We start from the raw sequence: 24173 nt of genomic DNA, 5'->3' as shown, positions 1-24173 counted from the left end.
CGAATGCCATGGCGCTCGAGGGCATCAGCCGTGCAGTGCTGGTCGGCCACTCCATGGGCGGACTCGTGATCCCGAAGGCCGCGGAGCTGGCCCCCGCACGCGTCGCCCACCTGGTCTTCCTGGCCGCCGTGGTCGTGCCGGACGGGGGAAGCCTGGCCGGGACGCTGATGACGCCCGCCGGCCGCGCGATGATGACCGGCAACGCCGCCGCGCGCGGCGACGGCACCTTCCTTTACCCGGCCGAGGTCGCCTGGGCGCGCTGGATGGGCGACATGCCGCGGAGCGACCCGCGCGTATCGAGCGCGATCTCGCTCCTCACGCCGCAGGCCCTCCGGCCCTTCGTCGAGGCCGTGAACCTCCGCGTCTTCTACGGCATGCGCGTGCCCCGCACCTACATTCGCTGTCTTCAAGATAAGGCCGTGGTGCCCGAGAGGGCCGCCGAGCGCGCGGCCCTGCTCGGCGTGAAGCCGGTGGACATGGACTGCGCCCACAACGCGATGCTCTCGCAGCCCGACGAGCTGGTGCGGATCCTCGAGACAATCTAGGAGATCTCCATGGACGAGGCGCTCAGGGAGAAGACCAAGAAGACGGCGAAGATGCTCTTTCACACGCTCAAGGGCGGCGTGGGCTTCGAGGACTGGAAGAAGCTCGACAAGGACCTTGCGCGCGAGCTCTCGCTCTTCTTCGTCGGCACACTCTACAGCCGCGAGGTTATCTCGCAGAAGCAGCGCGAGCTCTGCGCCGTCGCCTCACTCACCGTGCTGAACCGGGAGCGCGAGGTCCGCGCCCACGTTCACGCGGCGCTGAACGTGGGCGCCACGAGGCAGGAGGTCGCCGAGGTCATCTTCCAGCAGGTGACGTACGGCGGCATGCCGGTCGTGGTGGAGGCGCTCCGTGTCTTCAAGGAGGTGCTCGAGGAGCGAGGTGAGTGGGAGTGAACGCGCAGCACCCTACAGTCGCGGCGGCCCTCGAGGCCGCGCGGGCCGCCGGCGAGATAGCCATGAAGTACTACCGGGGCGGCTTCGAGGTCACCATCAAGGCCGACAAGACGCCGGTGACCCAGGCCGACCAGGAGGCCGAGAAGGCGATCCGCGCCATCTTGGGGCGCGCCACGCCGGGGTGCGGCTTCCTCGGCGAGGAACTCGGCCAGGAAGGCTCGACCAGGAGGCGGTGGATCATCGACCCCATCGACGGGACCAAGAACTTCATCCGGCACATCCCCATCTGGGCCGTGCTGATCGCCCTCGAGGAAGACGGGCAGGTGACGACGGGGGTGGTCCACAATCCGACGACGGGTGAGCTCTACTGGGCGCGCAAGGGCGAGGGCGCCTGGGCCAATGGAGAGCGGATCCACGTGTCGCAGTGCTCAAAGATGGGCGACGCCTTCCTCATCCACTCGGCCCTGAACATCCTGCGCGCGGCGGGCTACTGGCAGGGATTCGAGCGGCTCGTGGACGCGACGGCTCGCCAGCGCGGCTTCGGCGACTACTACGGCTACTGCGTGGTGGCGGCGGGCAAGGCGGAGATCTACGCCGAGGCCGACCTCAAACCCTGGGACGTGGCGCCGATGAAGATCCTCATCGAGGAGGCGGGAGGCCGGCTCACCGACTTCGCCGGCAAGCCCGACATCTACACGGGCTCGGTGGTGGCGACCAACGGCCTGCTCCACGACGAGGTCCTGCGCGTGCTCAAGCGTGGCTGACGGGCAGCGTGGCTGACGTGACGGACTGGGGCCGCGTCGCCCTTCGCGTCGACCAGGAGCACGAGGCGCTCGGCCACCGGACGTTCAAGGCCGCCGGAGCCGTGTTCGTCAGGAACCCCGAGCTGCCCGACATCCACGTCGCCAACTACGCGCGGTCGGTGAGAGCGGATTCTCCCGACGAGATCGAAGGGGTGCTCGCGCGCGCCGAGCGCGAGTTCGCCGGCTGTCCTCACCGGTGCTTTGAGGTAGACCTCGATACGCCGCCCACCTTCGAGGGGCGGCTGGTGTTCGAGGGCTACGCGGCGCGCGACTTCGTGCTGATGGTGCTGGAGGGCGAGCTCGAGGGCCGGCCGAAAGCGGCGGATCTCCGCCTCGCCGCCGACGACAACGGCTGGGCCGAGGCCGACCGTCTCAAGAAGCTCGACTGGGCGGAGGTGCGCGCCAAGCTCGGACGCGACCCGCTCCCCAAAGTTGGAGAGCGCCTGGCCCGGCTTGCCCGGCTCAAGACGCCGCCCGTCCGCAAGTGGCTCGCCTACGTGAACGGAGAAGCGCGCGGCATGGCCTCCGTCTGGGACGGCGTGGACGGCGCCGGGCAGGTGGAGGACGTCTTCGTCGAGCCGGACTACCGCCACCGTGGCCTTGGCACCGCCCTGATCCACTGCTGCGTGGCCGATTGCAGCGCGCGGGGCTCGAACGCGGTCGTCATCGTCGCCGACGCCGGGGATACGCCCCAAACGATGTACGCGGCCATGGGCTTCCGCCATGTCGCGACCAAGCGCCGCTACGTACTGTACCCAACGTCCGATTGCTGACTGGGGGAGACATGACCGATACGAAGGCGATCTTCGAGGACGCGCGGACCCACACAGCCTGGCAGGAGCGCCCGGTGCCGGACGAGCTGCTGTGGCGGGTCTACGACGTGGCGAAGATGGGGCCGACCAGCGCCAACTGCTGCCCGATGCGCGTGGTCTTCGTGAAGTCGGCGGAGGCCAAGGCGCGGCTCAAGCCCTGCCTCAACGAGGGCAATGTCGACAAGACGATGAAGGCGCCCGCGACGGCCATCGTATCCTACGACACCCAGTTCCACGACCTGCTGCCGAAGCTCTTTCCTCAGCGCGATATGCGCTCGGGCTTCGCCGCGAATGCCGAGCTCGCGCGTACGACGGCGTTCAGGAACGGCAGCGTCCAGGGCGCATACCTCATCATCGCCGCGCGCGCCCTGGGTCTCGACTGCGGGCCGATGTCCGGCTTCGACAACGCGAAGCTCGACGCCGAGTTCTTCCCCGACGGGCGCTGGAAGTCGAATTTTCTCTGTAACTTGGGCTACGGTGACCCGGCGCGGCTTCACCCGCGCAACCCGCGCCCGTCTTTCGAGGAGGCCTGCCGGATCCTCTAGGCTGGGGCGAGGACGACTCGGAGCCAGGCGCCGACGTCCTCGATTTCTTCGGCGCAGACCGCGTGCGGCATCGGGTGCTCGCGCCACTCGACTGCATAGCCGAGCGCTACGAGGTGGTCGCGCGACCGCGTGGCCCAGGAGAGCGGGATCACCGGATCCTGGATGCCGTGGCTCATGAAGATCGGCACGTCGCGGTTCGCCGCGTGGGCCTCATTCGCCACTGTGTCGGGGAGCGGGAGGTAGGTGGAGAGCGCCAGGATCCCCGCCAGGCGCTCCGGGTGGCGAAGCCCGCTTTGGAGCGCGATCGCGCCGCCCTGGGAGAAGCCGGCGAGCACGATGGAGCGCGCGGTAACGCCGCGCGCGCGTTCGCGGGCGATGAGCGCTTCGACGCGGGCCTGCGACGAGCGAATGCCCGCCGCGTCCTGGCGGCCGTCACCGGTGACGTCGTACCAGGCCCGCATGACGGCCCCGCCGTTGATGGTGACGGGCTGGAGCGGGGCGTGAGGGAAGACGAATCGGACTCCAGGCGCCGCTGCCGGCATCCCCAGCTCGGGGACGATGGCCTCGAAGTCGTGGCCGTCGGCGCCGAGGCCGTGGAGCCAGATGACGGCGGCGCGCGGCTCGCGGCCCGTCTCGATCTCGACCGTCTCGAGCAGGTCGCTCATTCCGTGGTCCAGCCCCGGGTGAGCGTTCTCACCCGCTCCATGAGCGCGTCCTGATCGAGCATGGTGAGCCTCTGGTCTTTCACGACCTGACGCCCATGGACCCACACGTCGGTGATGGCTTGCGGCGACATGGCGTAGACGACGTTCTTGAGCAAGTTCGTGGGCGGGTGGAGCGACGGGTGACCGAGGTCCACGGCGACGAAATCGGCCAGCATGCCTTGTTTGACGTCGCCAACCTGTAGGTCGAGGAGCCTGCCGCCGTCGAGCGTCCCCATCTGGAACGCCCGCTCCGCGGGGACCCGGGTGCCGTCGAGATGCCGCACTTTCTGGAGCAGCGCGGCCATGCGCATCTCCTCGAAGACGCTGAGGCGGTTATTGGTGCAGCCGCCGTCCGTGCCGAGGCCGATGAGGATTCCCGCGTCCTGCATCTCCGTGATCCGCGTGATGCCGTCTCCCAGGATCATGTTGGAACCCGGGCAGTAGGCGAGCCCCGCGCGGCGCTCGCCCATGAGGCTGATCTCTTCGTCGTCCAGCCAGACGCAGTGGACGCCGATCATGCGCTCACCGAGGACGCCGAGCTTGTCGAGGTAGCGAATGGGCGTCGCGCCGTGCTCCTTGAGCGTCCGCTCCCCCTCGTACTGTCCTTCCGCCACGTGGATGTGGAAGGGCGTGTCGGCCGACTGCGCGACCTCGAAGCCGGCCCGGATCATGGCGGGCGATGCGCCGTGGGGGCTGTGGGGCGCCGGCTGCACGCGGACCAACGGATCCGTCGCGTACTTGGCGATCAGATCCGCGGTGCGCCTGGCCGCCTCGGCCGGCTTCTCCCGGTAGCGCGCCGGCGCTCCCTCCCAGTCGTACATCGCGCGCGCCAGCACCAGCCGGATGCCGACGTCCCGCGCCGCCTGGATCACGGCCTCGGCGTTGTCGTTCCCTTCGTCCTGGAGGTAGAAGAAGTCCACGCAGGTCGTCGCGCCGTGGAGCAGCATCTCAGCGAAGGCGAAGGCGGCGCCCAGGTAGATGCCCTCGCGGTCGAGCCGCGTCGAGTACGGGTAGAGCACGCGGTCGCGCCACGCCATGAAGTCGAGGTCATCGCCGAGCCCGCGCAGGAGCGACTGGAAGGAGTGGCAGTGCGCGTTGACGGTGCCGGGGAGGAGCGCCTTACCGGGAAGGCGCGTGATGTGTGTGGCTTTCCCATCGCCCGGGGTAAGCGGAGCCACGCCGGCGATCCGGCCGTCACTGACCGTGATGACATGGTCGCCGTACCAGCGGCCTTCCGAGACGACCATGTCCGGCAGCAGGCGCATCAGGGCGGCGATTCTACCGTGCCTGGAACTCCCAGACTAGTCCGGCGTGCACTCGATAGTCGAAGGGCTTGGCGGGCCGTCCGCTCATCGCCCAGCCACCGCGCGCCGGAGAGGGCGGAAGAGTAGCGTCCCCATCGCCAGCACGTAGACGGCGTATGCCGCGACCTCCGCGCCGGACGGGCGCGCGCGGTACCCGACGAGGCCCGAGAGGAAGCTCCCGATCCCGCTCCGGTCACTGAGCAGCCACGAGGTGTCCCACAGCGCCGCGCCCATCGGCAGGACGCCCAGGGCCTGGAGCTTGCCAACGCCCGTGCTCAGGAGTCCGGCGGCCAAGAGGAGAATCAGCACGGTGGTGGCGCCGAAGAAGTGACGCAGGCTCAGCTTCTGGCCGGCGCGAAAGACGAGCCAGCCCAGCGCCGCCGCGGCCGCCACGCCCGCGACGCCCGCCGCCACGTTGCCCCAGCCTGAGCCGGTCGTCGCCTCGGCCATGAGGCCCCAGAGGAAGAGGACGGTCTCGGCGCCTTCACGGAAGACTCCGGTGAAGGCGATGAGCCCCACCAGCCAGAGACGCCGGCTCGCGCGCGCGGCCTCGATCCGGCGGTAGACCTCGCCCGTCATCGCCCGCGCGTGCTGCCGCATCCACCAGCTGTGCCAGCTGAGCAGCCCCACCGCGAGGAAGATGACGGCCGCGCCGATGAGATCGGGCCCCAGGTCGATCAGAGGGCCGGAGATCAGGTTGACCGCGAGTCCCATGGCGACGCTCGCAACGAGCCCGAGCAGTCCGCCCCAGGTGACGTAGCGGCAGTAGTCGCGCGCGCCGATCCTGTTGAGATAGGTGTAGACGATCCCGAGGAGGAGGGAGGCCTCGAAGGCCTCGCGAAGCGTGATGATGAAGGTGGCCCCCACGGGTTACTCGACGATGATCCGGCCCTTGGCCGTTTTCTCGTGGTACTCGCCCACGAATGCATAGCTGCCGGCCTTGAGCGCGGGCATCCGAAGGCGCACGGTCTTGCCGGCGGGAATGACCTTCTCGATCCTGAGGTCCTTGCTCTCGAACTCCTCCGGCCCCTTGTCCTTGTTCGTGATGACCAGGACGAAGGCCTGGCCGGCTTTCACGCGGATCTCTTCCGGCTGGAAGCGGTTCTGCTCGATCTGGAGCGCGACCTCCGGGACCTCCTGGGCCCCCGACGGGAACGCCGCCACGAGCGCGGCGCCCAGGACCAGCGCCCCGATGCCTGCCTTCACCAATGCCGTCATCGCGCTCCCCCGTTTAAGTGAATGTTAGTTAGGTATACCTAATGGAAAAAGTTGTGTCAACCAAAACTTCTGGCCTTTTGGGGCCGCCGGGATTCGAGGGGTGGTGAGGGGCGGGAGCTACAGGACGTGCAGCAGGGGGCGGGTGGTGAGGCTGCCGGGCTTCCAGAATCCGGTCTCTGCGAGCTCTGCCAGCACCGTGTCCGGCTCCGTCGAGCGCATGAGAGCCCATGTGGCGCCGCCTGGGAAGAAGCCTCCGAAGGCCATGCGGCCTCCGCCGCGCGCCTCGATCAGGGCGAAGGAGGCCATCTCGACGTCGGGCGCCTCGCCTTCCATGATCGTCACCTTGCGCGAGCCGTCGACAACGAGCGGCACCATCTCCCACGGCTCGAGGAACTGGGAAAAGTCGCGGGGCTGCCAGGCCTTCCAGACGCCGCCTGTCCAGTACGGATCTTCCTCGATCAACCGCGTCAGGTCGCCGGCCTGCGGTGAGCGGTAGACGATGTCGGCCGTCTTGCCGTCGGGCGAAGGGCCGCCGCCGACCACGAAGCCGAGCCTGCGGAGCTCCGTGATCCGCGCGAGATGCGCCTCACGGTGGGCGGCCCGGCGCTCGAGGTAGTCGTCGGCGGCCGTGATCCCGACATGCGAGACGATCACGGCGTCACCCATCCGCCCGAGAACGGGATCACTTGCCCCACGAAGAAGTCGGCGTCTTCCGAGGCCAGGTATACCGCGAGCCGCGCCGACTCCTCGCCGCGCGCGAGCCTGCCCGCCGGGATGTTCTTCACCATGCGCGCGAGCTTCTGCGGGTCGTTCGTGAGCGACGTCGGGAAGTACGTCGGGTTCTCGACGTAGTTCTGCGCGATGGCGTTGACCTGGATGCCCTCGCGCGCGACCTCGCGTCCGACGGCCTTGGTGAGGCCGTTGACGCCCGCTCGCGCCGCCGAGTACGCCGCGTAGTTGGCCAGCCCGGGGAACGCCGCGGCCGAGGACATGTTGATGATCTTGCCGCGCTTGGCCGGGCGCATCACGCGAAGCGCCGCGCGCAGGCAGTAGAAGGGCTCGTCGAGGAGCCGCGACATCATCGCGCGCCACTGGGCGTCCGTGACCTGTTCGGTCGGACTGCCCGTGGGCGGGTTGGCGCTGTTGTTGACGAGGATGTCGAGCCGGCCGAAGCGCGCGACCACCGCGTCGACGACGCGGTCGGCCTCGGCCGAGCGCGTCAGATCGCCGGTGAGGACCTGCGCCTCGCGCCCCAATCCGGCGGCGATGACGGCGATGGGCGCGGCGGCGGCTTCGTTGCGGTCGTGGAGAGCGACCGAGGCTCCCTCGCGGCAGAACTCCTCCGTGATCGCGGGGCCCATGAACTCGCTGACGTTCGTGATGAGGGCGACCTTGCCGGTGAGCTTCATGCACCACAGCCTAAGCGGGATTTCCCGCCCCCGCAAGACCGTGCTAAGGTGATGACGCGGCGAGGGGAGGCTTGGACGTGAGCAACGACCTGCTGGAGTCATTCAAGGCCCGCTACTCGTTCGCGTTGGATCCCTTCCAGTTGGACGCCATCCGCGCCATCCAGGACGACAAGTCCGTGATCGTGTCGGCGCCGACTGGTTCCGGCAAGACGCTGGTCGCGGAGTTCGCCATTCACGCCACGCTCGCGCGCCAGCGCCGCATCGCCTACACGACGCCGCTCAAAGCGCTGTCCAACCAGAAGTACGCCGACTTCTGCCGGCAGTTCGGCCCGGAGCACGTCGGCATCCTGACCGGCGACGTCAAGGTCAACGCGCGCGCCTCCGTCGTCGTCATGACCACCGAGATCCTGCGCAACATGTTCTACACGGGCGGCCTCGACGGCCTGGAGTTCGTGGTGCTGGACGAGTGCCACTACATGGGCGACGAGGGGCGGGGGACCGTCTGGGAGGAGATCATCGTCAACGCGCCTAAGGACGTCGCGCTGGTGGGCCTTTCCGCGACGGTCAAGAACATCGCCGAGATCGCCGACTGGATCAGCCTCGTTCACCGCCCGATCGTCCCCATCACTCACCCGCATCGCAGCGTGCCGCTCCAGTACCTCGTGGCCGATCTCTCGGGGGAGCTCCACGCCTACGACGCGGTCCGCAACGGCAAGGTGCGCCTCCTCGGCCAGGAGCGCGAGGGCGGCCACAACGACAAGGGCCGGTGGTACACGCGCCGCGTGGTGGATCCGACGGTGATGCTCGACGAGCTGGAAACGCGCGGCTGGTTGCCCGCCATCTACTTCATCTTCAGCCGCGCCGGCTGCGAGCGGGCGATGGAGACGGTGCTGGCCGAGGGCAAGCCGCTCCTGAGCAAGATCCAGCAGCAGCAGGTGGACGACGCCATCCGCGAAGCCGTCTCCGACACCCCGACCATCGCCGAGTCCCCGCTCAACCAGTCGATCTTCCAGGCGCTCGGCATGGGCGTGGGGCTCCACCACGCGGGCGTGCTGCCCTCCGTGAAGCGTCTCATCGAGCTCCTCTTCGAGCGAGGGCTCTGCAAGATGGTCTTCGCCACCGAGACCATGTCGCTCGGCATCCACATGCCCGCCAAGAGCGTGGTGCTGCAGTCCCTGACCAAGCGCACGGACCGCGGCTTCCGCTCGCTCACTCATAACGAGCTGACCCAAATGGCCGGCCGGGCAGGCAGGCGCGGCATCGACCCCGAGGGCAAGTGCGTCATGGCGCTCGATGTCCGCGACGGCCTCGAGGACATGATGCGCGTCGTGGACGGCCCGCCAGAGCCGGTCATGAGCCAGTTCAAGCTGGGCTACGGCTCCGTCGCGCTCCTGCTGGCGACGGGGCAGGACATGGCGACCGTCCGGCGCACGGTCGAATCGTCGTTCGGCCAGTACCAGAACCTCAAGAAGATCCGCGGCCTCGAGGCGGAGGTGGCAAGCCTCGAGACGGCGCTGTCCGACGGCCGAAGCTTCGAGGCGCCGTGCGGCGACTTCCCGCGCATCGGCCGCTACCGCGCTGCGCGCGCCCAGCTCGAGCAGCAGCGCATGGCGCGTGGGAAGTCCGGGCGCGGCGCGCGTGGAGCCGCCGACGCCGAGCCGGGGCGCCTGGCGCTGGTGAGGCGGAAGAGCGGCGCCTCGCTCGGGCTCATCTGCGGCCTCGACCCGCGCCGCCACCGCATGCTCGTGACCGTGCTGCTGCCCCACGGCGTCACCGTCCAGATGAAGGAAGGGAACTTCAAGAAGATCTTCTGGCAGACGCCGCCGCTCCACCTGCCGCGCGACTGGGAGCGGCGGACAAAGAGCCTCTCCGAGCAGCTCGAAGGGCTCTCGATTCCCGAGCTCGTCGAGCGCGAGCGGAGCAGGGGGCCCGAGGGCGAGCTCGCGGCCATCGAGTGCCACCGGTGCCCCTGGGGCAGCCAGAGCAAATGCGACCATGCCTGGAAGGGGCTCGAGGCGCTCGAGGGCCGGCTCGGGCAGAAGCGCGAGATGCTCGACGCCTTCAAGAACGCCTACTGGCAGGAGTTCTGCCGCGTGGTCGCCGTGCTCGAGCGCTTCGGTGCCGTCCAGGACAACAAGCTCCTGACCAAGGGGCAGCTCATCGCCGGCCTCCGGCACGACAACGAGCTCCTGATTTCGGAGATGGTCGACCGCGGCGTCTTCGAGGACACGACGCTCGCCGAAGCCGCGGCCCTCTGCTCGTGTCTCATCGAGGAGTCGCGCTCGGGGGATTCGGCCGTGGCTCGGCTCTTCTTGAAGAAGCGCCCCAAGCTCAAGCGCAAGCTTCAGGACCTGGAGTCGGTGGCCCACACCGTGCTCGAGGTCCAGCGCCACCACCATCTGCCCATGCCCGTCGGGGTGTCGACCGGTTTCATGCCCTCGGTCTTCCGCTGGGCTTCCGGGGAAGACGACTGGTCTGGTATCGTGGAGGAGTCGTTCGGCGGCCACGAGGGCGACTTGATCCGCGCCCTCCGGCGCCTCATCGACCTGCTGCGCCAGCTCGGGGAAGCGCCCGAGGTGCCGCAGGCGCTTGCGGGCTTGCTCGGGCGGGCGGCCCGGGTGGTGGACCGCGGGATCGTGCTCGAGTCCGCCCTGATCTAGAGTCCGCTGTCGGTTATTTAAAAAAGGAGGAGGTCCTCATGCGTGCCCTTCGCTTGGCCGGGGTCGTCGCGGCTGGGCTCATAGCGGGCGCCTGCGCGACGCCGCAACCCAACGTCGAGCAGACCACGCGGGGGCCCATCGCCCAGGAGATACAGATCGCGCGCTCCTTCGCCGCCAACGGCCGGGATATGGGCTGGGACGAGAAGCGGCACTACGAAGAGCAGCTGGAGGACAAGGTCTTCAAGTACCTGCGGGAGCATCCGGACCTCCAGAACGAGACGCGCTACAGCACCTTCCGCTTCTGGCGCCAGGTCAGCATCGGCAGCACGAAGGAAGAGGTCAAGGTGCTGCTGGAGGATCCCGACGAGCGGACTATCGATCCGGCGCTGATGGCGTCGCTGGCGCGGCGGCACTGGTCCCAGGTCCAGGGCAAGGCCAAGGAGGCCTGGGTCTATCCGCTCGGCTGGGTGCTCTACATCGACGACAAGGCCGTGGTCAGCATGATCCGCGTGCGGGGGAGGTGGGCCAAGGACGACGACCAGTAGCCGCAGGCCGCCGATAAGGGCCCATCTGCTTCGTTGGCGCCCTCGACCGCACGCTCAACGTACAGGAGTACGCCTCGCGTGCGGCCCTTCGGGCGCCGCCTCGCATCTGGACCCTTCTCGGCGACCTGCGCCGCGTGGCCGGGATGGTATCTCGAACCGCTCTCGGCGGCGGGTGATGGTATAGTTTCTGCGCGTTGAAAGCCTTGATGGCCGAGCTGCCCTCGTGGATCGCGCCCGGTGACGCCGCTACCCTAGTCTGGTACAGCGGGCGGGGGGAGAGCGCCGACGGCATGCCGCTGTACCAGGTGGCCGGACCCGCGCTCGATATCCCGCCTGCCTCGCCCTATTTCCTCCTGGCTCCCGTCGAGCGCGAGGATTTCGCCCGGCTCCTCTACCGCGGCCAGGTCGGTCTCCCCGAGCTCCGCGGGTTCCTTCAGCATTGTCTGCTGGCGCGCGGTGAGATGAGCCCGTCGCTTGATCTGGTCGCCGCCGGGGTCGAGACGCCGGTGCTGCCCGTGCTCGATGCGTGGCGCGGCACCGTCGCCCGGCCGCTGCTGCCCTACCTCGACGACATCGGCGCGTTCCTGCCCGGGGAGCGGCCGTTGTTCGTCACTCCTGAGGCCTATGCGGCGGCGCGGCAGGAGCCCGAGCAGTTCGGGACGGCCTGGGTCTGCGACGAGTGCGGCGAGGCGGAAGACGCCGCGGCCTTCCTCTGGACGGCCCACGCGGGCCCGAGCGTGCGCGTGTGCTTCCTCATCCAGAACGACGCCGGCGTGTGGAGCTGCCGGCTCCATCCCTTCGAGTTCCTCAAGGAGGCCGCATGATCCGCTCGACGCTTTCCGCGACGAAGCGCACGCCGCTGGCGCTCCGGGGCATGGTGGTCGCGGAGCACCCGCTGGGCGCCGAGGTCGGAGCCGGCATCCTCAAGCGGGGTGGCAACGCGGTGGACGCGGCCGTGGCGACGGCCTTCGCGATGCCGGTCGTCGAGCCCTTCATGTCCTCGCTGGCCGGCGGCGGCACGATGCTCGTCCATCTCGCCAAGCGCGGCGAGACGCTCTGCGTGGACTTCAACGTCGAGGCGCCGGCCGCGGCCTACGAGACCTGCTTCGAGCTGGGCGAGGGGGTCTCGACCGGCCTCTTCCCGTGGCGGTGCGTGGTGGACGACGCCAACGTCTTCGGGCCGCGCTCGGTGGCGGTGCCGGGCTCGGTGGCGGGGCTGACGCTTGCGCTGGAGCGCTGGGGCACCATGGACCTGGCCGACGTCCTTCAGCCCGCGATTACGCTCGCCGAAGACGGCTTCGTGCCGGACTGGTACGTGGCGCTGACGACGGCCATCTTCTGCCAGGAGCTGGCGGCCTTTCCCGCGACGGCCAAGAACTACCTCCGGGACGGGCACTATATCTACCGGACGCCGGCCCTCGGCGACGGCGAAGTCTTCCGCCAGCCCGACCTCGCCCGGAGCCTCAGACTTCTCGCCAAGGACGGCCCCGCGGTCTTCTACACGGGCGCCATCGCGCAGGCCATCCACGAGGAGATGTGGGTCAAGGGAGGCATGCTCACCAAGGACGATCTCGCGCGCTACGCCCCCCGGGTGCTGCCCGCGCTGATGGGCGAGTACCGCGGTCTCGAGCTGGCGTTCTCGCCCGGCGCGACGGGTGGCATCACGGCGCTCGAGACGCTGAACATCCTCGCCCAGTTCCCGAAGGCGCGCACGACGTGGAAGACGGCGACGGGGCTGCACCTTCGCGCGGAGGCAGTGGGCCGCGCCTTCCTCGACAGGCTCGAGCACCTGGGCGACGCCGAGCGCGTCAAGGCGCCGTGGGAGGGGCTCGTCTCGCGCGAGTACGCGGCGAAGGCGGCCTCGGGCCTCAAGCCCAACGGGCCGCGCAGCGCGCGCCCGGCGCCCGACCCGTGGCGGTACGAGCTGGGCGGGCGCGCCGCCGACTGCACCACGCACCTCTGCGCCGTGGACCGGCAGCGCAACATGGTCTCCCTCACCAACACGGCCGTGTCGCTGTGGGGCTCGCGAATGGTCGTGCCGGACACGGGCATCCTGCTCCAGAACGGCATGATCTGGTTCGATCCCCAGCCGGGGCGCGTCAACTCCGTTGGCCCTGGCAAGCGGCCGCTGGTCAACATGGTGCCGGCGCTGGGCTTCAGGAAGGGCGAGCCCTATCTCGCAGTGGGAGCGCCGGGCGGGCGCAAGATCGTCTCGGCCATCCCGCAGGTGATCTCGAACATGGTGGACCTGGGCGACTCGCCGCAGGCGGCCATCGAGGCGCCGCGTCTGCACACGGAAGGCGGCGACCTCTGGGTGGACGACCGCGTCGGTGAGGCGTCTTTGAAGGCCCTCGGGCGCATGGGGCATACGGTGGTGCCCAAGCGCACGGACCCCGGCACGCTCTACTTCTCGCGTCCCGTCGCCATCCGCGTCACGAAGAAGGGTCTCGAGGCGGGCCTCGACCCTTTCCACGACGCCGCGGCCGCGGGCATCTGAAAGGAGCACGCGCATGGAAGAGAAAGTGATCGCGTCGTGGAAGTACAAGAAGGGGGCGCTCGACGCCAAGACGGCGTACCTGTGCTACCTCGCGGCGAACCTGGCCGCCGGCAACACCCACTGAGCCAAGCGTGACCTGGCGGGCGCCAGGGCCGCGGGAGCGAGCGAGGACGAGGTGCGCGAGGCGATCAGCTTCGCCATCCGCGCCAATGCCGCCAAGACGCATGCCGACATCCTCAAGGTCTACGAGCCGGGCAGCTGAATGGCCGAGATCCGCCTGACTACGGGGTTCTCCACCGTCATGGGCCCGGACCAGGACGCGATCACGCGCCTCCTGACCGAGACGATCGAGCAGATCGCCCAGGACGACAAGAGCTTCACGCGCGCCAAGATCGTGTTCACCGAGTCCGACGAGCGCTGCGGGCTGACGGCCGAGCTCGACGGCGTCAAGAAGGAAGGCGTGCCGCTCCAGATCGAGCTCGAGCTCCTCGAGGACGCCCAGACGCAGCCCGGCGCCCGCGCCCAGCTCAAGGAAGCCCTCCGCCTCTACTTCCGGAGGGTGATGGGGAAGCCGTGACGGCCGACGGGGGCCTGCTCCTCTTCCTCTACCGCGGCTGCGCGTTCCGCGTCGCCGACGGCGTCCAGCCTCCCAAGGCCGGCTCGCTCCTCTTCTGCCGCCATCTCGAGTTCCGCTCCGGCGAGACCGTGCTCGAGATCGGCACCGGTGTCGGGCTCGCCGCGGTGCTGGCCGCGCGCGAGGGCTGCCGCGTCCTCGCCACCGACGTGGTGCCGGCGGCGGTCGAGTGCGCCAGGGCCAACGCGCTCCTGAACGGCGTCGCCGACCGGCTTGAGGTGCGTCTCGGCGACTGCTTCGAGCCCGCCCGCGGGCAGGCTTTCGATCTCATCTGCACGAGCCCGCCCCAGATGCCGACGCCGCCGGGGCGCGAGCGCGACGACCCAAGCGCGGCCGCCGACAATGGCGGCGTGGACGGCTGGGAGCTTCTCGACCGGGTGATCGCCGGCGCGCATGCGCACCTCCAGCCCGGCGGCCGGCTCATCTTCACCCTATTCGGCTTCCTCGGGCCCAAGGGCGCCTGCGCGCGGCTGGAGGCGGCTGGACTCGAGCCGTCCATCCTCGCCCGCGAGTCGCACGGCTTTCCGCGGATCGGCTACGAGCGGCTCGAGCACATCCGCGGCCTCGACACGGAAGGGGCCCTGCGGGCGGCCGGCATGCCCGCCACGGTTGAGCGTCTCGTGGTCCAGGGAACGAGGCCCCGATGACCTCAAGGCCAGCCGCGGGCACGCCAGCCGCGGGCACGCCGGCCGCGGGAGCCCCAGCCGCGGAACCAAAGGTCCTGATCGTGAACGCCGACGACTTCGGCCTCACGGCCGGTGTGAGCCGCGGCATCCTCGAGGGCCACCGGAACGGCATCGTCACGAGCACCACCGTTCTCGTGAACCGCGCCATCCCGCCTGCACAGGTGGAGGAGCTCAAGGCCTCGGCCCTCGGCGTCGGCGTGCACCTCAACCTGACACTCGGGACGCCCGTCGCCGATCCCAAGCGCGTGCCCTCGCTCGTGGACGCCGAGGGCCGGTTCGTCCGCGACGCGCGCGAGGCCGCGGCGCGGGCCAAGCTCGACGAGGCGCGCATCGAGCTTGGCACCCAGATCGATGTCTTCAGGGGGATCATGGGACGCTTCCCGACCCACCTCGACACCCACCACCACGTCGGGCGGCTCGAGCCCGTCTTGGGGGTGGTGCTCGACTTCGCCCGGGCGCTCCGCGTGCCCGTGAGAAGCCAGGACGCGGAGGTGCGCCGAGCCGCGAGGTCTCTTGGTCTCAGGACGCCGGACCACTTCATGGGCGAGTCCGGCGCGCAGGCCTACTGGTCGCGCGAGCGGGTCCTGGAGCAGCTGGCCGCGCTCCCCGCGGGCCTTTCGGAGTTCATGACCCACCCGGGCTACTTCGACGATGAGCTCGCCTACAGCCGCTACGGACGCCAGCGCGAGACCGAGCTCGCGGGCTTGACGGACCCGGCAGCCAGGCAGGCGGCGAAGGACAACAGGATCCGCCTCGCCCACTTCGGGAACTGCTGATGCCGAAGCGGGGTCTCATCGGTGTGGACCTTGGCGGCTCGGTGGTTGCGGCCGGGCTCGTCACCTCCGACGGCGAGGTGCTGGCCCAGGCGCAGGACCCGACCCACAAGCGCGGCCCCGGCACCGCGGTCGCGACCATCCTCGACGTGATCCAGCGGATGCACCTGACGGCGCGCGCCTTCGGCGTGATCGTCGAGGGTGTCGGCATTGGCGTGCCGGGCACCGTGGACGCCGAGCGCGGCGTCATCGGCCAGAACGTCCACTACGTGCCGGAGCTGGCGGGCGCGCCGCTCGCGGCGACGGTCGCGGCCGAAACCGGGATCCCCGTCTACGTGGACAATGACGTCAACGTGCTGGCGCTCGGAGAGTGGATGTTCGGCGCGGGACGGGGCGCCCGCTTTCTCGTCGTGCTCGCGATCGGCACCGGTGTGGGCGGCGGCATCATCCAGGACGGGCGGCTCGTGCGCGGGCAGGGCGGCTTCGGCGGCGAGCTCGGTCACGTGCCGATCAACTTCGACGGACGCCCCTGCATCTGTGGCGGGCAGGGCTGCCTCAAGACGTACGTCTCGGGCACGGACATCGGGCTCATGGGAACAGAGCGTCTTAAACGCAATGTCTTCGCCGCCGACGTGTTCCGCATGGCCGATGAGGGCAACCCGACCTGCCAGGAGGTGGTCACCGAGGTCTGCCGCGCGCTCGGCGCCGGGCTCGCGGTGATCGTCAACGGCCTCAACCCGGAGCGCCTCATCGTCACGGGCGGGGTGGCGGAGTCGCTCAAGCCGCTCGAGCTCCGCATTCACACGCAGCTCCAGCGCTACGCCTTCGCGCGAGCGCTCGAGTCGACTCGCGTCGAGATCGTGCCGCAGAGCAAGCAGTCGACCGTGCGCGGCGGCGCCGCGCTGGTCCAATACGAAACTGAGCGACGGAGGGTGGCGATCCGATGAAGGCGATCACGTTCCACGGGACCGGCGATGTGCGGGTCGAATCGGTGGCCGACCCGAAGATCATGGAGGCGACCGACGTCGTGGTGCGGATCACGACGAGCGCGGTCTGCGGCTCGGACCTGCACCCCTACCACGGCCGGGGCGCCGCTCCCGGCGGGCCGCCGCTCGTCGAATCGGGCTCGGTCATGGGGCACGAGTTCATGGGAGTGGTGGAGGAGGTGGGCGCGGGGGTCACGCGCGTCAAGAAGGGCGACAGGATCATCGCGCCCTTCTCGATCTCCTGCGGCTCCTGCGACTGGTGCCGGATGCGCCTGCCGACCCAGTGCACGACCACGGGGCGCGCGGTCTTCGGCGGGCGCTTCGGCAAGCAGTACCCGGGCGGCCAGGCCGAATGGATCCGCGTCCCCTTCGCCGATCACATGTGCGAGAAGGTGCCCGCCGGCATGACCGACGAGCAGGTCTTCTTCCTGGGCGACATCCTCTCGACCGGCTACTTCTGCGCCGAGAACGCGGGCATCCGCCCCGGCGACACGGTCGCGCTGTTCGGCGCGGGGCCGGTGGGGCTCCTCGCCCTGCAGTCGGCGCAGCTCTTCGGCCCGTCGCGCGTGTACGTCGTGGACCGCGTGGACTATCGCCTGAAGCTCGCGGAGGAGATGGGCGGCATTCCGGTGGACCTCGACAAGGTCGAGCCGGTCGCCGAGCTGCGGCGGCTCACCGGCGGGCGCGGCCCCGACGCGGTCCTCGAGTGCGTCGGCCACGAGGTGCCCTTCGGCCAGGCCATCCAGGCGGTGCGGCCGGGTGGCACGGTCTCGTCGGTGGGCGTCTACGTCGAGAACTCGATCGGCTTCCCGGTGCGCGACGCGTTCTTCAAGGACCTGACGCTCAAGATGGGCATCTGCAACGCGCGCAACTTCATCCTGCCGCTGATGCCGCTCATCCAGACGGGCAAGCTCCAGCCGACGCGCATCATCACCCACACCCTGCCGCTCGCGGACGGGCCGAAGGGCTACGCGATCTTCGACAAGAAGGAAGACCGCGCAATCAAAGTAATGCTGAAACCGTAGCTGCGGGCCGGGTTAGAGCTTCACCGGTGTGAACTCGGGCGTGTACATGTCGCTGAGCGGCAGCCGCGTCTTGAGGACGCCCAGCTCCAGAAGGGTGTCCTGCATGAACTTCATCGCGTCGAGGTCCATGCGCCCATCCGTCGACAGCAGCGGGCGGATGAGCTCGTAGGCGCGCTTGGTCGGGGCCTCGGGCCAGCCGATGGCCTTGGAGGCGATCTTGATGCTCTCGCCGGCGTTGTCGCGGCAGAAGCGGGCGCCCTGGAAGATGCTCTTGAGCGCCCGGGTGAGCACGTCGCGCTTGGCCTTGATGATGTCGTCGGTCGAGTAGGCGACGAGGCTGATCCACTGGGGGGTCAGCTCGTCGAGCCGCATCAGGATGTGCCCGGCGCCCTCAGCCTCGAGGACCACGCCCGCGTCGCCAAAAATGCTGCCCTGGAGCTCGCCGCGCTTGAGCCCCGCCATCTGCGCGTCGAGGCCGCCGACGCCGATGATGCGCACGTCTTTCTCGGGGTCCCAGTTCATCTTCTTGGCCAGCATGCGGGCGAAGACCCACGTGGTGGAGCCGACGGCGGTGCAGCCGATGGTGCCGCCCTTGAGATCCTCGAGGCGCTTCACCTTGGGCACGACCGTGAGCGTGAAGTGATTCTTCTCGACGATCGTGGCCAGCGCCCGGATCGGCGCCCCGCGCTCGCGGAAGACGAGCGGGTCCGTCGCCCCAGTGATCCCGATGTCGGCCGAGCCGGAGAGCACGCCCTTGAGCAGGTCGGGGCCGCCCTTGAAGGGGATCAGCTCGGCGTCGAGACCGTTCTGCTTGAAGTAGCCCTTCTCGATCCCGACCAGGGTCGGCGTCACGACTCCGAAGTCGCCGAGCACGACCGCGCCGATCTTGACCGGCGTCAGCGGCTGGGCTCCCGCAGCCGAGGTCCGCGCCACCGCGGCTGCCGCCACTCCCGCCGCCGCCGTCTTGAGGAAGTTCCGCCTCGTCGTCATGGTTGGGTCTCCTTTAGGGGGAGATTTTCTGAGCAAAGCCCATTCTCAGTCATGGCCCGCCGAGGCTCAGGCTCTTGCCTTGGCACAGCTCGAGCATCCACCACGAAACCAGAAGCCACCGGCACGCGCGGTTCTGGGGTCATCGTGGCTCTTGATAGTGGAAGTCATACCAGAGTCCGACATCAGCCGTGACCGAAGGTCGTCGGTTGTATTCCCCAGTTAGGGTTCGCAAAATGTGAGCGCCATTGAAGGTCAATGATCACTCAATGAAGTGATCCACTCGCAGCAAAAACGACTGCGGAATCGTGAGGCGAAGCGCCTTCGCCGTGCTCAGGTTTACAACCAAATCAAATCTGGTCGGCTGCTCGACAGGGATTTCGTTCGGCTTCGTCCCGCGCAGAATTTTGTCGACAAAGTCAGCGGCGCGGCGCCACAAGTCCGGGTAGTTGGGTCCATAGGACATCAGGCATCCCTCTTCGGTGAACTCCCGGTAATTACAAATTGTCAGAAGTTGCGCCCCCAGCGCCAAAGTGTGGATCTGCCTCCGATTGGCGAACAACAATGGGTCCACGACGACAAAAAGAGCTTCCGCCCGGCCCTTGAGCGCCTCGACAGCCGGCGCTATGTCCTCAGGTCGCCGAATTTCGAGGGCGGACGCCTCTAGACCCAGCGTGCCGGCTAGCGCTTGCAAATTGCGCATTTCGAGCATGGCGCCGGCACTTGCGACATGGGCGATGATCGCCAACCGACGGAGATTAGGTACAAGGTCACGCAGAAGTTGGAATCGTTTCCCGGTGGTATCGGTCTGCTGAAGCGAGATGCCGGTAACATTGCCGCCTGGTCGCGCCAGACTTGAGACGAGAGAGTTGCCAACCGGGTCCGCTGCAGCTGCGAAGACAATCGGTATAACCGATGTCGCCTGCTTTGCCACCAGGACTGCCGCGGTACCATACGTGACAATGACGTTGACCTTGAGTCGGACAAACTCGGCGACGATCTCGGCGGAGCGCTCGGTGCGTCCCTCCGCCCACCGATACTCGATCGTGACGTTACGACCTTCAGTCCAACCTAGTTCGTGAAGTCGGTCCAAGAATGCGGCAACCCAACGACTCATACCTGACGGTGTGCTCGCGCCCAAGAACCCGATGGTCGGCAGCTTCGCCAACTGCTGCGCGTGCGCGCCGAGGGGCGCGGCGAGAAGCGCCACGGTGCCAGCAAGAAACGCCCGTCGGTCCATCACTCAATCACTCGGTTGCCTCATTCGGCCACTGGATAGGCCGACCAGCCTAACACCGCGAACGCTACGGGATCGTGCAGCATATCCCGTCAGATAATACACCCGACAGGCTGCTAGGTGAGGTCACGGCGTCTGCACCTCCGCCCGGCAGCCCACCTCGAGCTAGGCGAGCCGCTCATGATTCGTAGTGTCGCATAGAGGTAGGCGCGCGCGCTTCCGTTAAGCCGCGATCGGTGAGGTCGAACGGCTCACGGACCCGAGGGGGCCGGAGCCGGGGCGGCGCCCTCACAGGAGCCCTTGACCTCGTCGAGCAGATCGTTGATCCGGCCGGTGAGATCGAAGAGCTGCCGGATTCGCAGGTCGTACTAGGTATCCAATTCCATTGCGCCACCCCCAGGGCCGCGTAGGCCCGCAGGTCGCTGGAGCGCCGCAGTTCCTCTTAAAGAAGGGACATTCTAGCGCCAGCGCCCCAAGCGCTGGTTCAGATGTTCGAGAAACAGCACGACCGAGATGGACAAGGCCGAGACGATCGCCGTGGCCGCGAAGAGCTCCGGCGCCCTGAACGCCAGCGCCATGCGCTGCATCTGGAAGCCCATGCCGCGGTTGCCGGCCAGCATCTCCGCCAGGAGCGCACCCAGCATGGCGAAGACCACGGCCACCCGCATCGCGGTCAGCACCGAGGGCAGCACCGCGGGGAGCAGTACTTTGCGGCTGACTTGCGTGCGGCTCGCGCCCATGGATACGGCCACCGTCACGAGCGTCGGGTCGACGTCACGGGTGCCGGCGGCGACCAGCACGACCACAGGGAAGATCGCGAACACCGCCGCCGAGAGCGCCGCCGTCGAGAGCCCTATGCCGAAGATGAGGGCGATCCACGGCAGGATTAGGATCTTCGGGATGCCATAGAGGGCCACGACATACGGCATGGCGACCGCGTGCGCCGTCGGCCGCGAGCCCAGCAGGAGCCCGGCCGGCACGCCCACGCCGACGGCGAGCGCGTAGCCCAGAAGCGTCTTGACGAGCGTGTCGCCGAGGCGCGGCAGGGTGTCGGCCGCCGTCGCCACGAAAACACGGAGAACCGCCGACGGCGCCGGGACGAAGAGCGGGTCGACCACGCCCCAGCGTACCGCCGCCTCCCAGGCGAAGAGCGCCACCGTAGCGGACAGTGCCTGGCATGCGAGCACCTTCATCCGGCCCATCGCTTCACCCGTCCCTCGATCAGCGAGCCCACGCCGTCGAGCAGCAGCACCGCCGCCGCGACGAGCACGACGAGCGCCGCGTACTCGGCCGTCATCATGAGCCCGTACGCGTAGTTGATCACGTAGCCGAGCCCGGCGCGGGCGCCGATGAGCTCGCCGACGAGGACGCCCACGACGGAGAGCGCCAGCCCCGTGCGCAATCCGCCGACCATGGTCGAGGCCATGGCGGGCAGCATGACCTTGCGGAACAGCGTCCATGGTCCGGCGCCCATGGACTGCGCGACGGTGACGAGGGTCGCCGGCACCTGGCGGATGCCCGCGAGCACCGAGAGCGTCACGGGAAAGAAGCCGAGCAGGACGCCGAAGGCGATCTTGGAGGCGGGGCCGAGACCGAAGAACAGCATGAGCGAGGGGTACCAGACCACGCTCGGCACGGCGTAGAGCGCCGCCAACAGCGGCTCGTAGATCCGCCCGAGCGTTTTCCGGAGACCGAGGAGGAAGCCGACCCACAGCCCGCCCGCGACGGCGAGCGCGTAGGCCGCCGCGATCTCGCCCAGCGTGAGCCATACGTGGCCTGCGAGCGGCGGCAGGTCGCGGGTCGCGAGCACGCGGCCGAGCGCTCCTGGCAGGCGCGAGGGCCCGACGTAGAGGATGGGGTTGAGCATGCGCGCCGCGGCCTCCCAGACGGCGAGCGCCGCCAGCAGCACCGCCGCGCGCCAGAGCCACACCCTCACCAGAGCCACGCCCTCACCGTTGTCCGTCCATTGCCCTCAAAGATTCCTCGCGCACTTGCGCCCAGAGCTTGGCGTGGAGTGCGACGGCCTCGGGCCCATCGAGGGCGCGGGGGTAGGGCAGGGGCACCTCGATCACGTCCTTGATGGACCCTGGCCGGGCCGTCATGACTGCGATGCGGTCGGACAGCGCAATCGCCTCGTGGAGGCTGTGCGTGACGAACACGATGGTCCGCGCGGTGCGCCGGCGCACCCCGACGAGCCACTCGCCCATGAGGAGCCGCGTCTGCTCGTCGAGCGCGCCGAAGGGCTCGTCCATCAAGAGGATGGGCGTGTCGAGCGCCAGCGCCCGCGCGATGGCGACCCGCTGGCGCATGCCGCCCGAGAGCTCGCGCGGGTACTTAGCCTCGAAGCCCTTGAGCCCCATGGGCTCGAGCAGTCCCAGCGCGATCTCGCGCCGGCGCGCGGACGGCACGCCCAGGAGCTCGAGGCCGAAGCCGACGTTGTCGAGCGCCGTGCGCCACGGGAAGAGTCCGGGGTCCTGGAAGACGAGGGCGACCTTCTTCGGGTTCGGGCCCGTGACCGGCTCGCCGTCGATCAGGATGGAGCCCGAGTCCGGGCGCACGAGACCGCCGATCATGGCGAGCACGGTAGACTTGCCGCAGCCGCTCGGGCCCAGGAGCGAGACGAACTCGCGCGGGCGCACCGTCAGGCTGACCCCATCGACGGCGGGAATGGGACCGCTCGGCGTCACGTAGCGCTTGCCGACGCCTTCGATGGCGATGGGCGCAGCGGCGGTCACTCGGGCCTCCGGGGAGTCGGCATCATGGCGCGGCGTTGCCCGAGGCTATGCCGGGCGCATCCGAAGGTCAAGGGCTCGGACGGCTCACCCGCGGACCTCGAGCGCTGTCGGCACGACGGTTACTGCTGGTAGCCGTAGAGCCGCCAGACTCCCTGCTCTCGCTGCGCGACCTCTGGCTCGTGCTGCCAAGAGAGGATAGGCGTCCACGTGCCAAGCCACCGTAGCCGCCCCGAGACTTCGCCCGTCGAGTAGACCCACGCTTGTTCTCCCGCCGTCCGCGCTTCGTCAATACGGACCTGCGCTCGGAGAGTGTCGTAGAGCGCAAACATCACACGAAGCTGCTCACGGATGGCAGCCTTCGTGAGCGGGTCGGTTCGATAGTGGTCGGAGACGTGGCTCAGCACACCTGCCTCGTCCATGGCTTGGAGGCGTTCAAGCGCGTGAGCGAGCGCCTGCTGGAGTTCAAGGATTACTTTACGCGGAGCGGGGTCCCCAGGCAAAACCTTCCCCGCCGGCTGCGCCTCGGCGGCGAGCGGCGCGGCAAGGAGAACCGCACCAGTGCCAGCAAGGAACGTGCGACGGTCTATCACTGTATCCTCCCGCTCAGTTCAGCCATCCATGTCGCTGCAATCGGCTCTCCTCGGGCAAGCGGAGCCACTTGAGGTGCTATCGTATCTTAGGCCATTCTTCGGCTGGCCAAGGCATTGTTGGCTCTCGGCCAGGGCTCGGACGGCTCAGGCGAGCAGGCTCAGGAGGGCGCCGAGCCCGAAGGCCGTGATGATGACGGCGGCGCCGCGATTCACCCAGCGCAGGTGGGCCGGCGTGATAGCAGAGCGGAGGAAGCCGACACCGGTGCTGAGCAGGAGCCACCAGAAGGCCGAGCCCAGGAAGACGCCCGCCACCATGAGCGTGGCGGGGCCGTAGCCGCCGGCGCCGCCTCCGAGACCCAGCCCGGCGAAGATCGCCGCGAAGGAGAGGATGGTCGTCGGGTTCGTGACGGTCAGGGCGAAGATCGTGGCCCAGGCGGGATTATGCGTGAACACATGCGCCACCCTCACCCCGACCCTCTCCTTCTCCGAGGGAGAGGGAGCCGTTTCGATCCCCTCGCCCCCGGAGGGGGAGAGGGACAGGGTGAGGGGGCACATCGGACGCGGAACACGCGTTCGTGAATAGAGCAGGCTAGGTGGTCAAGAGCCCCGGTCCGCGGCGGGATGCCTCCGCTGTCGCGGCGGGCGCGGCCATCCATGTCCGGACACCCAGGTAGCACAGGAAGAGCTCGCTGACGGTGCGGCCGTCGGCGAGCGTGCGGCGGATGCAGAGGATGCCGATCGGGCCGACGGGCGCGGCGATCCCGAAGCCGATGGCGAGCCCGCGAAGGAAGACGGAAAGCTCCACGCGCGGCCCCGGCCGCTGTCAGGACGCGCGGGTCGACGCCTTGCGGCGGGCCGGAGGCTTGAGGGCGGCGTCGATCGCCGCGGCGAGGCGCATCAGGTCGGCCGTCGCGTCGAGCCGCGCCGCGATCTCGCCGCGCTTGTTGACGACCACCGTGTACGGCGCCCGCTTGAAGCCGAAGCGGTTGGCGACCCGGAGGCCCGGGTCCAGCGCGACGGGGTAGGTGGCGCGGTGGGCCGCGAGGAAGGCGCGGACGTCGGGCTCGGTGTCGTTGACGTGGATG

29 protein-coding genes and 1 pseudogene are annotated in these 24173 nt (G+C 68.9%); 15 read left to right on the top strand and 15 right to left on the bottom strand.

The genetic code is table 11. From position 1 onward, the window contains the following. From VGV06_21145 to VGV06_21125, 5 genes are all read left to right on the top strand, one after another. A partial coding sequence (locus VGV06_21145) for an alpha/beta hydrolase (protein HEV2057647.1) occupies positions 1-545 on the top strand: 545 nt, incomplete at its 5' end. A gap of 9 nt (positions 546-554) precedes the next feature. After that, a complete protein-coding gene (locus tag VGV06_21140) occupies positions 555-938 on the top strand; it encodes a carboxymuconolactone decarboxylase family protein (protein ID HEV2057646.1) in 384 nt (127 codons plus the stop codon). Further along, entirely contained in the window at positions 929-1702 is a 774-nt protein-coding gene (locus tag VGV06_21135) for an inositol monophosphatase family protein (protein ID HEV2057645.1), read from the top strand. Before VGV06_21140 ends, VGV06_21135 begins: the two co-directional genes overlap by 10 nt. A gap of 8 nt (positions 1703-1710) precedes the next feature. Further along, a complete protein-coding gene (locus tag VGV06_21130; protein ID HEV2057644.1) occupies positions 1711-2514 on the top strand; it encodes a GNAT family N-acetyltransferase in 804 nt (267 codons plus the stop codon). Between the two features lie 11 nt (positions 2515-2525). Then, positions 2526-3098, top strand: coding sequence for a malonic semialdehyde reductase (locus VGV06_21125; GenBank protein HEV2057643.1), 573 nt, complete (start codon positions 2526-2528; stop codon positions 3096-3098). Here the strand turns inward: VGV06_21125 and VGV06_21120 are convergent. The 6 genes from VGV06_21120 to VGV06_21095 all read right to left on the bottom strand — a co-directional run bounded on the left by VGV06_21120 (position 3095) and on the right by VGV06_21095 (position 7733). After that, a complete protein-coding gene (locus VGV06_21120; GenBank protein HEV2057642.1) occupies positions 3095-3763 on the bottom strand; it encodes an alpha/beta hydrolase-fold protein in 669 nt (222 codons plus the stop codon). The two genes, VGV06_21125 and VGV06_21120, sit on opposite strands and share 4 nt — an antisense overlap. Continuing rightward, complete coding sequence (locus VGV06_21115; GenBank protein HEV2057641.1) at positions 3760-5067, bottom strand: amidohydrolase; 1308 nt, start codon at positions 5065-5067, stop codon at positions 3760-3762. Before VGV06_21115 ends, VGV06_21120 begins: the two co-directional genes overlap by 4 nt. 84 nt (positions 5068-5151) lie before the next feature. Continuing rightward, positions 5152-5973 (bottom strand): FTR1 family protein, encoded by an 822-nt coding sequence (locus VGV06_21110; protein ID HEV2057640.1) that lies wholly within the window; start codon positions 5971-5973, stop codon positions 5152-5154. A gap of 3 nt (positions 5974-5976) precedes the next feature. After that, a complete protein-coding gene (locus VGV06_21105) occupies positions 5977-6324 on the bottom strand; it encodes a cupredoxin domain-containing protein (GenBank protein ID HEV2057639.1) in 348 nt (115 codons plus the stop codon). A gap of 117 nt (positions 6325-6441) precedes the next feature. After that, on the bottom strand, positions 6442-6978 hold the full coding sequence (locus VGV06_21100; protein HEV2057638.1) for a hypothetical protein: 537 nt from the start codon (positions 6976-6978) through the stop codon (positions 6442-6444). Then, positions 6975-7733 (bottom strand): SDR family oxidoreductase, encoded by a 759-nt coding sequence (locus VGV06_21095; GenBank protein HEV2057637.1) that lies wholly within the window; start codon positions 7731-7733, stop codon positions 6975-6977. The genes VGV06_21100 and VGV06_21095 overlap by 4 nt, the downstream gene beginning before the upstream one ends. A 77-nt stretch (positions 7734-7810) precedes the next feature. Here VGV06_21095 and VGV06_21090 point away from each other — a divergent pair, with 77 nt between their 5' ends. The 9 genes from VGV06_21090 (at position 7811) to VGV06_21050 (ending at position 17539) form a co-directional block, all read left to right on the top strand. After that, positions 7811-10393: a DEAD/DEAH box helicase gene (locus VGV06_21090; GenBank protein HEV2057636.1), complete on the top strand. Its 2583-nt coding sequence runs from the start codon at positions 7811-7813 to the stop codon at positions 10391-10393. 38 nt (positions 10394-10431) lie between these two features. Further along, positions 10432-10938 carry a hypothetical protein gene (locus VGV06_21085; protein ID HEV2057635.1) on the top strand — a complete coding sequence of 169 codons (507 nt, stop codon included), beginning with the start codon at positions 10432-10434 and terminating at the stop codon, positions 10936-10938. A 194-nt stretch (positions 10939-11132) separates the two neighbouring features. Further along, positions 11133-11762 (top strand): hypothetical protein, encoded by a 630-nt coding sequence (locus VGV06_21080; protein HEV2057634.1) that lies wholly within the window; start codon positions 11133-11135, stop codon positions 11760-11762. Next, the gene (gene ggt, locus VGV06_21075; GenBank protein HEV2057633.1) at positions 11759-13435 is read left to right on the top strand and encodes a gamma-glutamyltransferase; all 1677 of its coding nucleotides are present in this window, start codon (positions 11759-11761) and stop codon (positions 13433-13435) included. Before VGV06_21080 ends, ggt begins: the two co-directional genes overlap by 4 nt. Positions 13436-13697: 262 nt before the next feature. Then, positions 13698-14012 (top strand): hypothetical protein, encoded by a 315-nt coding sequence (locus VGV06_21070; GenBank protein ID HEV2057632.1) that lies wholly within the window; start codon positions 13698-13700, stop codon positions 14010-14012. Then, positions 14009-14716 carry a HemK2/MTQ2 family protein methyltransferase gene (locus VGV06_21065; GenBank protein HEV2057631.1) on the top strand — a complete coding sequence of 236 codons (708 nt, stop codon included), beginning with the start codon at positions 14009-14011 and terminating at the stop codon, positions 14714-14716. The genes VGV06_21070 and VGV06_21065 overlap by 4 nt, the downstream gene beginning before the upstream one ends. Then, entirely contained in the window at positions 14713-15531 is an 819-nt protein-coding gene (locus VGV06_21060) for a ChbG/HpnK family deacetylase (protein ID HEV2057630.1), read from the top strand. The genes VGV06_21065 and VGV06_21060 overlap by 4 nt, the downstream gene beginning before the upstream one ends. Beyond that, positions 15531-16475, top strand: a complete 945-nt coding sequence (locus VGV06_21055) for an ROK family protein (protein HEV2057629.1) — start codon at positions 15531-15533, stop codon at positions 16473-16475. The genes VGV06_21060 and VGV06_21055 overlap by 1 nt, the downstream gene beginning before the upstream one ends. Beyond that, positions 16472-17539 carry an alcohol dehydrogenase catalytic domain-containing protein gene (locus tag VGV06_21050; GenBank protein HEV2057628.1) on the top strand — a complete coding sequence of 356 codons (1068 nt, stop codon included), beginning with the start codon at positions 16472-16474 and terminating at the stop codon, positions 17537-17539. Before VGV06_21055 ends, VGV06_21050 begins: the two co-directional genes overlap by 4 nt. 12 nt (positions 17540-17551) lie before the next feature. On the opposite strand, the gene VGV06_21045 is transcribed toward VGV06_21050, so the two are convergent. The 6 genes from VGV06_21045 to VGV06_21020 all read right to left on the bottom strand — a co-directional run bounded on the left by VGV06_21045 (position 17552) and on the right by VGV06_21020 (position 22902). Further along, entirely contained in the window at positions 17552-18529 is a 978-nt protein-coding gene (locus VGV06_21045; protein ID HEV2057627.1) for an ABC transporter substrate-binding protein, read from the bottom strand. A gap of 259 nt (positions 18530-18788) precedes the next feature. Then, complete coding sequence (locus VGV06_21040; protein HEV2057626.1) at positions 18789-19766, bottom strand: ABC transporter substrate-binding protein; 978 nt, start codon at positions 19764-19766, stop codon at positions 18789-18791. A gap of 455 nt (positions 19767-20221) precedes the next feature. Further along, a complete protein-coding gene (locus VGV06_21035) occupies positions 20222-20956 on the bottom strand; it encodes an ABC transporter permease (GenBank protein HEV2057625.1) in 735 nt (244 codons plus the stop codon). Then, positions 20953-21699: an ABC transporter permease subunit gene (locus VGV06_21030; protein HEV2057624.1), complete on the bottom strand. Its 747-nt coding sequence runs from the start codon at positions 21697-21699 to the stop codon at positions 20953-20955. The genes VGV06_21035 and VGV06_21030 overlap by 4 nt, the downstream gene beginning before the upstream one ends. Positions 21700-21712: 13 nt before the next feature. Next, entirely contained in the window at positions 21713-22498 is a 786-nt protein-coding gene (locus VGV06_21025; protein HEV2057623.1) for an ABC transporter ATP-binding protein, read from the bottom strand. A gap of 119 nt (positions 22499-22617) precedes the next feature. Continuing rightward, positions 22618-22902: a hypothetical protein gene (locus VGV06_21020; protein HEV2057622.1), complete on the bottom strand. Its 285-nt coding sequence runs from the start codon at positions 22900-22902 to the stop codon at positions 22618-22620. Between the two features lie 36 nt (positions 22903-22938). Here VGV06_21020 and VGV06_21015 point away from each other — a divergent pair, with 36 nt between their 5' ends. Next, a complete protein-coding gene (locus VGV06_21015) occupies positions 22939-23160 on the top strand; it encodes a hypothetical protein (protein HEV2057621.1) in 222 nt (73 codons plus the stop codon). A gap of 72 nt (positions 23161-23232) precedes the next feature. On the opposite strand, the gene VGV06_21010 is transcribed toward VGV06_21015, so the two are convergent. From VGV06_21010 to VGV06_21000, 3 genes and pseudogenes are all read right to left on the bottom strand, one after another. Further along, entirely contained in the window at positions 23233-23556 is a 324-nt protein-coding gene (locus tag VGV06_21010) for a LysE family transporter (protein HEV2057620.1), read from the bottom strand. Positions 23557-23785: 229 nt separating this feature from the next. Beyond that, a pseudogene (locus VGV06_21005) lies at positions 23786-23893 on the bottom strand (LysE family translocator). 18 nt (positions 23894-23911) lie between these two features. After that, the coding region (locus tag VGV06_21000) for a hypothetical protein (protein HEV2057619.1) at positions 23912-24173 on the bottom strand (262 nt) is incomplete at its 5' end.

The organism is Candidatus Methylomirabilota bacterium (genome assembly GCA_035936835.1).
GTDB lineage: Bacteria > Methylomirabilota > Methylomirabilia > Rokubacteriales > CSP1-6 > AR37.
This window is presented reverse-complemented; position numbering and strand designations above follow the sequence as displayed.